The 10,769-nt window shown below is 42.3% G+C and carries 10 protein-coding genes; 5 read left to right on the plus strand and 5 right to left on the minus strand.

Annotated elements, in window-relative coordinates; translation table 11 throughout:
- Positions 1-155: 155 nt before the first annotated feature.
- Positions 156-1,652: a carotenoid oxygenase family protein gene (locus Q0541_RS15655; protein ID WP_298911614.1), complete on the minus strand. Its 1,497-nt coding sequence runs from the start codon at positions 1,650-1,652 to the stop codon at positions 156-158.
- 206 nt (positions 1,653-1,858) lie between these two features.
- On the opposite strand from Q0541_RS15655, the gene Q0541_RS15660 reads away from it, so the two are divergent.
- On the plus strand, positions 1,859-2,320 hold the full coding sequence (locus Q0541_RS15660) for a globin domain-containing protein (protein ID WP_298911615.1): 462 nt from the start codon (positions 1,859-1,861) through the stop codon (positions 2,318-2,320).
- A gap of 657 nt (positions 2,321-2,977) precedes the next feature.
- On the opposite strand, the gene Q0541_RS15665 is transcribed toward Q0541_RS15660, so the two are convergent.
- The gene (locus Q0541_RS15665; protein WP_298911616.1) at positions 2,978-5,122 is read right to left on the minus strand and encodes an NACHT domain-containing protein; all 2,145 of its coding nucleotides are present in this window, start codon (positions 5,120-5,122) and stop codon (positions 2,978-2,980) included.
- Between the two features lie 65 nt (positions 5,123-5,187).
- On the opposite strand from Q0541_RS15665, the gene Q0541_RS15670 reads away from it, so the two are divergent.
- Entirely contained in the window at positions 5,188-5,955 is a 768-nt protein-coding gene (locus Q0541_RS15670; RefSeq protein ID WP_298911617.1) for a thioesterase II family protein, read from the plus strand.
- Positions 5,956-6,040: 85 nt separating this feature from the next.
- Here the strand turns inward: Q0541_RS15670 and Q0541_RS15675 are convergent, their stop codons facing one another.
- Both Q0541_RS15675 and Q0541_RS15680 read right to left on the minus strand, forming a co-directional pair.
- The gene (locus Q0541_RS15675) at positions 6,041-6,445 is read right to left on the minus strand and encodes a biopolymer transporter ExbD (protein ID WP_298911618.1); all 405 of its coding nucleotides are present in this window, start codon (positions 6,443-6,445) and stop codon (positions 6,041-6,043) included.
- A complete protein-coding gene (locus tag Q0541_RS15680) occupies positions 6,432-7,100 on the minus strand; it encodes a MotA/TolQ/ExbB proton channel family protein (protein ID WP_298911619.1) in 669 nt (222 codons plus the stop codon). Before Q0541_RS15680 ends, Q0541_RS15675 begins: the two co-directional genes overlap by 14 nt.
- A gap of 346 nt (positions 7,101-7,446) precedes the next feature.
- On the opposite strand from Q0541_RS15680, the gene Q0541_RS15685 reads away from it, so the two are divergent.
- Positions 7,447-8,913 carry a TonB family protein gene (locus Q0541_RS15685; RefSeq protein WP_298911620.1) on the plus strand — a complete coding sequence of 489 codons (1,467 nt, stop codon included), beginning with the start codon at positions 7,447-7,449 and terminating at the stop codon, positions 8,911-8,913.
- Between the two features lie 96 nt (positions 8,914-9,009).
- Here the strand turns inward: Q0541_RS15685 and Q0541_RS15690 are convergent, their stop codons facing one another.
- The gene (locus Q0541_RS15690; RefSeq protein WP_298911621.1) at positions 9,010-9,210 is read right to left on the minus strand and encodes a hypothetical protein; all 201 of its coding nucleotides are present in this window, start codon (positions 9,208-9,210) and stop codon (positions 9,010-9,012) included.
- A gap of 210 nt (positions 9,211-9,420) precedes the next feature.
- On the opposite strand from Q0541_RS15690, the gene Q0541_RS15695 reads away from it, so the two are divergent.
- The gene (locus Q0541_RS15695) at positions 9,421-9,666 is read left to right on the plus strand and encodes a hypothetical protein (RefSeq protein ID WP_273767526.1); all 246 of its coding nucleotides are present in this window, start codon (positions 9,421-9,423) and stop codon (positions 9,664-9,666) included.
- 10 nt (positions 9,667-9,676) lie between these two features.
- Positions 9,677-10,711 carry a hypothetical protein gene (locus tag Q0541_RS15700; protein ID WP_298911622.1) on the plus strand — a complete coding sequence of 345 codons (1,035 nt, stop codon included), beginning with the start codon at positions 9,677-9,679 and terminating at the stop codon, positions 10,709-10,711.
- Positions 10,712-10,769: the final 58 nt, after the last annotated feature.

Consider the following 10,769-nt stretch of genomic DNA (forward strand, 5'->3'; position numbering starts at 1 on the left):
CAAAGGCTAACGCACCACCTCTGATTCTAGGTGCCGTACTCTCGGCGATAACACACCCTACATATACTTAGATTTTTTCAAAAATCAAATCGAATTGCTATATGAGTTAAAAGTAAGTATTGAATTCTTCACTTATAACTCATAACTTATAACTTTTATGCTGGGTTCCAAATGCCGTGGAAGCTGTGGGGAATGACGCTGGGTAATCCTAGTTTGCAAACGGGTTCGGCATCCAGGCGATCGCTATCAAATACCCAAACTTCACTACTATCAGAATTACCATCGTAGACAACGGTTAACACCCAACCTTGTTCAGGGTTTTGGGTGTCTTGGGCGGGGATGGGTTCTGAAGGATAGCGATTTTCTCCTAAGTCTGCTTCGGTGAGGGTTTCGGTTTTGTGATCAAAACGAGCGATCGCATTTAATAATTCTTGGCTAATATCTGTTCCTGAGCGGAATGTTGACATATATGTGTACCGAGAAGCTAGCCCCACGTTTTGCTGTGGTACATTCGGAAATTCACAATGTCGGTTTAATAGTTGCTGAATTGACGTAACTTTGCCAGTTTGGGGATGCAGATGAACTCGCGTTAGTGTACTTTGAGCTGGGGTGTGAGTCTTACCTGTAGCTACTTCCTTGAGATATTGGTTAGTTTGAAAATCTTCATAACGGGCGATATCCACAATCACTGCACCGCTAGCATCTAGATAACCGTTGCCAAAATGCCATTGATACCAAGGTTCGGTTTCTCCACGACTCACCACAGATAGGGTTTCCCGATCAATAACCAAAATCTGAGTTCCTAATTTAGGTTGCCACTCTAGCGAATCACTATAGTTGCTTGTCCCTATTAGCACGGGTAAGACATTCAACCGCACTGGCGGAATGAAAAATACAAGATACTGTCCTGCTAAAACAAAATCATGCACCAATGGTACACCATCTAGCTGGTATGCGGCTTGTTGGATAATCCGCCCAGTCGAATCGCTTTTGTAAATATTAAGCGTCGCATTTTGTCCAGGGCTGATGCCAAAGTTAAAAATCTCCCCTGTTTGCTCGTCACGCTTATAATGTGCGGAATAGCTTAATCCTTTAGTTAACCCCCCTAAATCATCTTCGCCCCAAGTTTCTAAAGTTTGTAAATCGAGGGCGTGGGGTTTACCACCTTCCCACAGTGCCAAAAGTTTATCTGGAAGTGCTAGCACTGAGGTGTTGGCAGCATTCTTGATCGGCTTTTGCCATTGATTCCAAATTGGCCCTGGTGCAGTCATACCATAATTGCCGTAGAGTAGTTTACCTGCCGCAGTCTCATCTTGATAGCCAGAGGTTTGCACGTAGCGATAAACCCCAGTTGCGACTGCATCGGTAAAATTTACAGCCAGAATTGCCCCATCTCCATCAAACCAGTGTCCCATGTTAATACCACCGCGTTCTAGCCGTGCGGGGCCATTGCGGTAAAGTGTGCCACGCAAGCCATCTGGGATTTTGCCATAAAGAATTGGCAATTGCGTAGAGGGAAATTCTTTTGCTGGTTCTGCGTTAGCGTTCGCGCAGCGTTCCGCAGGAAAGCTCACCGTTGGCGGAGCATCTCGTAGAGAAGGTATCGCACCTGCCCAGCCTTTTATTGTTGACTTTTTATCAATCGTATGCATATAAGATTGTTGCTTGATAAATTATCGATGTACATATTTGCATTCTTACATTTTCATCTTTGCTGCAATTGTTTAACAATGCCTCTAGCTGTGGATGTATAGAGGCGTTGACATGATATTACTCGTTAACTGAGCTAGCTCATAGTAACGAATGGGAATAACCACTAAATTGAAGTCAATCAACATTCCAAGTGGTTCAAAAAACTATGATTAGCCAACAAACAATAGATATCGTCAAATCTACAGCACCTATCTTAAAAAAGAACGGTGAGCAAATCACAACTCGGATGTATGAAATTATGTTTCGTAACCATCCAGAAATCAGAGAACAATTTAATATGTCTGCTCAAGCAAATGGTTCTCAGCCTGCGAGGTTGGCTACAGCAGTTTATAGCTATGCTAACCAAATTGATAATTTGCCTGCTTTAAAATCGATGGTGGAAAAGATTGCCTATCGCCATGTGCAGACGGATGTTACACCAGAGCAATATCCTATTGTTGGAGAAAGTTTACTGCAAGCAATGAAAGATGTTTTAGGGGAAGCAGCTACAGAAGAAGTGATGGCGGCTTGGAGTGAAGCTTATCAGGCATTGTCTCAGGTGTTTATCAACAGAGAAGATGAGATATATGTGGGTGAAGAGAAAAAACCACAGCTTGTGCATTCATAACCACAGGACTTAGTGTCATAACGACATGAATCTTAGTAGAGCATTTCATTAATTCGTAGTAAATTAAATTAGGTAGTATCCTACAATGCCAATGCATCCCAATGCATTGTTAATGCGTCCCTCTACAATGCCAATGCATCGGAATGCATTGTTAATGCGTCCCTCTACAATGCCAATGCATCCCGATGCATTGTTAATGTGTCCCTCTGCAATGCCAATGCATCGCGATACAATGTTAATGCGTCGGCTGCATTGTTAATGCGTCCCCCTACAATGCCAATGCATCCCCCTGCATTAAAAACGCTACGTTTTTATGCAAAACTGTACTAAGCGTTCCAGAACACTAATAACTTCAGAAGCTCCAACTCTTGGTAGCTTAAGCACTGATTATCTCAAATGTGGTTAGCAACCGACGAAATACTATCTCAGGAAGTGGGAACTCTTCTAAATACAGTTCCGTTACTTCCTGCAAATTAGCATCGCTTCTTCTATCGTCTCTCTTTAGCTGGCGGTTCCTACATCTGGATATTCAACTACATAAACATCCTCTTCCTAATGCAAGATTGCTGTAAAAGTTCGAGTTTTTGTATCCTTAGCCTGTTGTAATAAACTCATGGAGCGTTTAATCTGGCTATCTTTTCATTTTCCTATTGTTGCTTAACCACCTGGAACCAACAACATCCGCGCCTCAATCGCTTCCCAGGTTTGGGGCGACACCCGCACTGCTGCTTGTTGGCACTGGATGATGAGGTAATTTGCGTAGAGATAATTTTCCAGTGCTTCTATTTTTTCCTCAGATAAGTTGACTATTTCTAAGCTGAGATGGAAAGCTTTGAGTAAGGTTTGTTGCAGGTGTTTAACAAATGCCAGACGCGCTTCTTGTGGCTGTTGATCATCAGGAATTGTAGCTTTAAGTGCTTCTATTTGGGCGATCAGCATAGTAAAGTTGACGTTATTGAAAATTTTTAATTTTTCAAGTTTACAAGTATATTCGATAGCTTGAGCAATGGTATGGGCGTATTCGTTGACGCCAAACAAGGCGTAGGTATCGGGGAAGAGAATGGCATTGACTTGGTAGTAGGCGATGGCGTAAGTGTAGCTGTTGGGGTAAACCATAGCGTTGGCTTTGGGGTAAGCAATGGCGTTGGCATAGGCGTAGGCGTAGCGAACAGCGTAGACGTAGGGATTAGCGTTGGCGATCGCAATCGCAATCGCGATCGCAACTGCACGTTTACCCACAGGTTTAAAATCCCCTGGTGAGCCAACTGTTACCTGTTCTGCCCAGTTTAATAAAGTTTGTAACTTCGGGGTATTAATATATTTTTGCGCTTCCTTTTCCATCAGCAGCAGCAAATCATCTGCACCACCGTGCATTAACCCAGCTACTAACAAAAACACCTCATACCAGCGTTTATCTGTCAGATGTTTAATAACTAACTTCTCAACTTGGCGATGGTCATCAATATATTGTGCTGTTAAATATTCCTGTAGCGTTAAATGAGAGAACGAAAAGACATCCTCGGCGCGTTCTACCAAAATCCCTTGTTGAACAGCAATGGCATTCAGCACTGCTTCCCCATCTAAATGTTGAGGTGCATTCAGATTACTCGCCAAAAATGTTTTAATTTGCCCAACTATATCGCGCTGTGAAAAGAATAGCCTGTCAGACTCAAAACCTGTATAAGCAATCTCTGATAGTAATATCTCTTCCAATTCTGTATGCAGACCTTGATAAATCTCATCTCTGAGAATTCGCTTTTCTGATGCCCACTCTTCTAGCAATATCCGCAGTGCCTTCCGGTAAAGAACACTGCGATTATCTGGAAAACTTTGGGAACGGTCATAAACTAAACACAGAAATGTCAGCAATAAAGGTGTGTGCGCCAACTCTTTTGCAGCTTCATGTTCTGGTTTTTGCAGTAATTCCCAACATTTCTCACCTGTCTTCGCCTGCTTGTCTGCGTCTGAATGAAACCAGTTAGAAATAAATTGCTGAATTTGGGTATCATCAAAGTCTGCCATTGATACATCGCTAAAGCGACGAAAAGCGCTGCGATAAGCTGCCGTGCGACAGGAGGCAATGAAACGATTTTGATCATACTTGTCAACAAAGTTCTGAATTTGGTTAATTGCCTCAGTCAAGTTTTTTGTCGGTACTTCATCCAAACCATCCAGCAAAATTAGTAACTTACCTTCTTCTAAGGCTTTAGCTGTAAATTCATCAGGTAATGGAAAGCCACAAATACGAAACTCTTCACTAATAAACGTTTCAATATTAATATTGCTAGATGCAAACCTTTTCAATTCGATAAAAACTGGAATGCAAGCGTGTTCAAATCCTCCTTTTTTACCTTTGAGCGCTTCTAGTCCCATCTTCCGCACAAATGTAGACTTTCCTGCACCAGGCCCACCAAGTACCATCAGATATTGCTTATCGTTAGCAACTTGAATTCCTTCTTGTTTGCAATCATCTTGAGATTGAAATCCTCGGACTTTAGCTTGGCGATAGAAATTTTCTAAATTCTCAATAGATTCAAAACTCTGAATAGTATCATCATCTAAAAACTGCACCGATGTATAGAGCGATTCCAGCTTTACAGGTTCACGCATTCCCAATACTTTGAGAATGCCATGCCGTTCTTCGTAGTTCTTTTGATATTGATTTGATGCAGCAAAAATTAACTTCTTGGTTTTTTCATCCAGAGTTTTGCCCAATACTCCTAAAACCTGACCACCGATTTGGAAAAACATAGCGGCGACACCGCTAAGGGCTGATATCGCCCAAGGTTCCATTCCTGTCATAAGATTATTCAGTGAATATGTTTAAAATTAAAACAGAGTTGTATTATCCAACTCTAAGTTCTATTATGACAACTACGCCAAACTTCAATTCCTGGGTTATCTGTCCCCAACCAAATCCTCAAGCCAACTTGCGTTTATTCTGCTTCCCCTACGCTGGTGGGAACTCAATGATTTTTCGCACATGGCCTAATAGTCTACCTAATAATGTCGAAGTCTGTGCAGTAGAATATCCGGGACGGGGAAGACAGATTAAGTTAGCACCCTTGACGCGATTAGAACCTCTTGTTGAAGCGATCGCTCAAATTCTGATACCATATTTAGACAAACCATTCGCTTTCTTCGGTCACAGTATGGGCGGATTAGTTAGCTTCGAGTTAACCCATCTACTTCGCTCTAAGTATAGTCTTGCTCCCTTTCACCTGTTCATATCTGCTCGTCGCGCCCCGCAAATACCGTTGACAAAACCACCTCTCCACGTCCTATCAGACGCTGATTTGCAACGCGAGCTACACAGTCTTAACGGTACACCCAAAGCAGTACTAGAAACTCCAGAACTGATGCAGATATTCCTTCCAATTTTGCGGGCAGATTTTGCAGTTCTGGAAACTTATATTTACACTCAAAAACAGCTACTGGAGTGTCCTATTACTGTTTTTGGTGGTTTGCAAGACCAAGAAGTTAGTCATGAGTATCTGCAAGCATGGAAAGAACAGACGATCGCTGCTTTCTCATTACATGAGTTCAACGGTGACCACTTTTTTATCCATTCACATCAACAATTATTATTTAAATTTATATCTCAAGAATTACAGATGCGTAAGCGTAGCTGGTAGTAGTAATTAGATAAGAAGGAGTTAGGAGTCAGAATATAGAATTTTCCTGACTCTCTGAACTTCTGATGCACAATATTTTTACTTTTTATCTTTGGGTAGCGATCGCTAACCTTGCTCCCTTCACCTGACGAACTTGATCCATTATCCCCACTATCTCACCGTGCAAGACTTTTTGATCAGCATTAATAATCACCAATGCATCTGGGTTAGAACCAACTAAAGTCCGCACTTTCGCTGCTAAATCATTAATTGCTATTGGATCGCGGTTTAGGCTTACCTGACCTTTTTCATCTACCGTGATAGTAACTTTAGTGGGAATTTGCTGTTCCTTCGCCGTGGCTGCCTTCGGTAGATTTACTGGTAATCCTTCTGATCGTGTTAAAAACAGCGTTGACATGATAAAAAATGTCAAAAGGGCAAACATTACATCAATCAGAGGTACTACATTTATAAATGGTGCTAAATCTGGTTCATTGTCATCTAGATCCATAGGACTTCTCCTGTTGTTCGTGGCGATTGAGTTGGTCATAGCGATCAAGGAACAGTATTTCTAACTGTCCGCCGTACTCTTGAATCATTGTTATCTGCCGCTGGTATAGTCCCCGGAAGATGCTGGCTCCTAAAAGCACAAAGATAGCCACAATCAATCCTGAGGCGGTGGCAACTAAAGCTTCACTAATACCAGCAGTGACTGCACCAGTTTTAGTAGCTCCGACATCACCAACATTCAGTCCAGCAAATGAGCGAATTAATCCTAAAATTGTGCCGAGAAGTCCCAACAGAGGCGCTAAACCGATAATGGTGTCAAATACAGGTTGAAACCGCTTGAGTGTAGGGATTTCTGCTTGCGCCTCGCTTTTCAAAGCCAAACGAAATTTTTCTGGAGTCGGTCTTTCTAGCTGTAGTCCAGCCAGAAAAATGCGTGCTATAGGTAAATCTACATTTTTTTGCAGCTTATCTACAGCACTAACGACATTATCAAGTCGATAAAGATTTAAAACCTCTCGCACCACCCGGTTTTGACGCTTACCAATTTGTAGCCAAAACTTCGCTCGCTCAATCATTAGTGCCCCTGCCAACACCGAAAACAGCAACAGGGGCAACATGACCACACCACCTGCTGCAAACAAATTTTGAATTCCCATGTAGTGCCTCTAAACGTCATCAACAATACAAAATCAGACTACCAGAATCAAGCGAAAAAATGAAACTTTTTCTCAATAGAGTTTAAGATATAATCAGAATTTTTTCAAATATATATAATTATCATTATTTTTGTTTACTCCTTTTTGTTTTTATATAAATTATTTTAATAAACACAAAAATTAATTTTATCTAGAAATCATGATATCAAACAGTAATTTCCAAAGATATTTTTTTGAGTAGTCTGCTGTTCCGTAACACTGCCGGAAATAATTTTAATTTTTTACTTGATATTTGCAACCATGCATTCTAAGATGACTAAATTAGTGAGAATAGGTAGCAATAGCTATGAGTTTTTCCGGCACTACTGTCGAGCAACGTTCCAAAGAAGTTGAGGCTCTCAAGTCTTTTCTGACTTACAGTCTGATAGGTTCACTGGCGCTGCATATCGGCGTACTGTCCTCAGGCATAGGTAATTATTTGACGAGAGTGCCCACAAACGAAGATGAACCAATAGAGGTGGCGATCGTAGATTCTCCGACTGCCGAACCAGAAAAACCACTTGAAAAAATTACAGAAGAACCCAAAAAAGAACCAGAAATTGTTCAAAAACAGCCTAGAGAAATTTCACTAGTACAAAAACCAGTACAAGAATTGATTGAAAGACCAAAAATTCAGCCAGTTCAAGAACAACCAAAACAAACTACTCAAATTCAGCCAGTTGAACAACAACCAAAACAAACTACTCAAAACCCACAGCCAATAAATAGGGAAATTGCTCCCAAGCCAGAAGCCCCTGTGAAAACTGTTGTTCCTCAGAGCGGCGGTGGCGGTGGCGGCGGTGGCGGTGGTAGTTCAATCGTGACAGATAACTCTGGTAGCTCTGGATCTGGCGTTGCTTTAAGTACAGGTACAGGTTCAGGTACAGGTTCAGGTTCAGGCTCTGGCAGTGGTACAGGTTCAGGAATTGGCTCAGGAATTGGCAGTGGTATAGGTTCAGGAATTGGCTCAGGAATTGGCAGTGGTATAGGCAATGGAGTAGGAAACCGTCCGACAGTAGCAACAGCGCCAATAGTGCCAACACCTCCACAAATTAACAGTTCAGGTAATGGTAATGCTAATGGTCGTGCAGCCTGCCGTGAATGTAGTGCCAAGTATCCTGATGCAGCAAGACGGCGAGGAGTGGAAGGCAGAGTAGAAGTAGCTGTTGATACTGATGCACAAGGCAATGTGACAAATGTACGGATTGCTCGCTCCAGTGGAAACCGCGACTTAGATGAAGAAACTGCCAGACAAGCGCGTGAGTGGAAATTAAAACCCGCAGAAGGTGGTAGACAAGGGGTATCTATAGCCACTGAATTTGCCATAAAAGGTTCACGGCGATCGCGCCAAGTTCAAGAACGGCAAGCACAAAGAGAAGCACAAGAGAGAACCCAGCAGGCAGCAGCTGCTGCTAACTCCACACCAGAAAATCCAAGACGTAGGCGCAGAGAGTTAACACCTTCATCAAGTGAAGCTACAGCCACAAGACCAGCAATATCTGGATTGAGTAGACGGTTGGAACCTCAAAGACGAGAAATTATTACCTCAGGCTCATCATCTGAAGCGAGGATAAATCGCACTCAAGGAAGTGCCAGAGATTCCCTACGCAACATCCAGCGTCAACGAGCGGCTACCAATTCATCACAACAGCCACAAGCAACCCCAACTCGGCGGCGGCGAGCAGATAACACTAGCCAGAACAAGTTGCGGGAATCTTTGCGGCGTTTACGCCCACAACCTCAATCGCAATCTGCTGCTCCCAGTCAGCAGTAGTCTGTCAAAAACTACCAGTAGAGGGACAAAACTTACAAAAATCATATTTTTATTAGCGACGATCGCCGCCTCCTGTTTTTAGGAGGCGGTTGTTTTTTAGATCCGAATGGCTACGTTAAGCATCATCCCTCTACCATGAGGAAGAGGGGTTAGGAGTGCGGTAATTTTATGATGGGCAATTAGACACACTGGCGATCGCTTGGTTTGCCAATCAATGGAAGTGGAAGTGAATAATCCCGTACTTCCCACTTCCCCATCCCCTATTTCTCTGATCAGGGCGATGAAAATCGCCTGCACCTAAGGAATGGTAGTGTTTGCTCATCAAATTATCTGGTGAGAGGATAGTCAATGGCTAACTCTCAAGTTGCTCATCTGCACTTTATGCTAGGCGTCAAATTCACTGATTTGAATAAAACTTCTACATAAACACACACTGATGCAGTTTCATTTGCTTGAATAGCTATATTGATAAGACATTGATCCGACGGCAATTCACAATTCCTGATTATGGCAAGTAAATTCATTGATGTTAGGGAATATACTGTCAGGGCGCACAAAAGACAGATTCATACTCGTGTTTTCCAGTTTGTCTGTAAAGAGTGTAACGATCTGACAAAACGCGAGACTTTCGGACCTCGACCTTTATATTGTGAGAGATGTCGCCCTCCCCAACCGCCTAAGAAATCCCAACCAACATCTCACAAAGCAAAACCCAGACCAATGTCTTACAAAAGTGACATCAACTTAAATTGATTGAAGCCTTATGACTCAAAATGGACAATTAGAACCACCTCCGGGCACCTTTGTTTCACCACTGTTGGAATTACGAGACTATTATGCTCGCCTTACAGAAGAGTATGAACGCCTTTTTGTGCAGGCGCGATCGCAGCTCGATCATGTAGAAGCGTTGTTGTCTAACTGGTCTTTTTCTGATACCAACAAGCAGATATCAAGTCTGACTACAGCTGATGAAACCTCAAATTTTTCTCAACAAGGCTCTTTGCGGTTTTTATCACCTCTTGATGACATCGACGAAATCAACTTGGTGGAGTCTGTATCAGAACTCGCAGACTCAGATAAGGTTGAGATAGATAATTCTTTTTCTGCTGTTGATACAAAAGAGAGTCAATCTTCAACTACATCGCCAGATCCAAAGATCGCCCTAGAGAACAACGATAGTTCAATGAAGTTGGCGGAAATCCCCATGCTACCCCAGTATAATCACGCTCTCTCGCGAATGGAAGCCATAAAACAGTTATTGCAAGAGCAGATAGGCACTGTCTGTCATATTGATTTTATCGTGCGATCGCTTTATGGAGAGTTGGATTCCAATCTATTCAAAGTAGTTAAAGGTAGGGTTCAATCTTCCCTCACCCAAGGCAGAGAAAGGAATTACTGGGTAACTATTCCCGATGAGCCAGGTTGTTATACTCTGGATTTAAGTTTGGTAGACCCAAATAATGGCAATGGTGCTTCTAAAAGCATCAAAAACAAAAAGAAGAAATCTTTCCTACCTCCGATAAAAACAGTACCAATGCTCAAAGCCTTTGAGGGTCAATTCTTAATTGATGCCCTCACCTCTCTGTTAGAACAAAATCCAGGTAAAGTTTTCAGCGTTGCTGAAGTCATTGCCGGAATTTATGGAGAACTAGATTCTCAGCAACTTAGAGAGATCAAAAATAAGGTGCTGAATGAATTATCTAGAGGCTATCGGACAGGCAGATTTTCTAGGGTTCCTAACCAAATTGGCTTCTATACTTGGGACTCCAATCTGATATTGGAGAGTAGTTCTCGCTAAATTGGCATTGGGCAATTCAATTTTGGATAATGGAATTGACGATAGCGCAGCGTAAAGC

This window comes from uncultured Nostoc sp. (assembly GCF_937863485.1).
In the GTDB taxonomy this organism is placed as follows: Bacteria; Cyanobacteriota; Cyanobacteriia; order Cyanobacteriales; family Nostocaceae; genus Nostoc.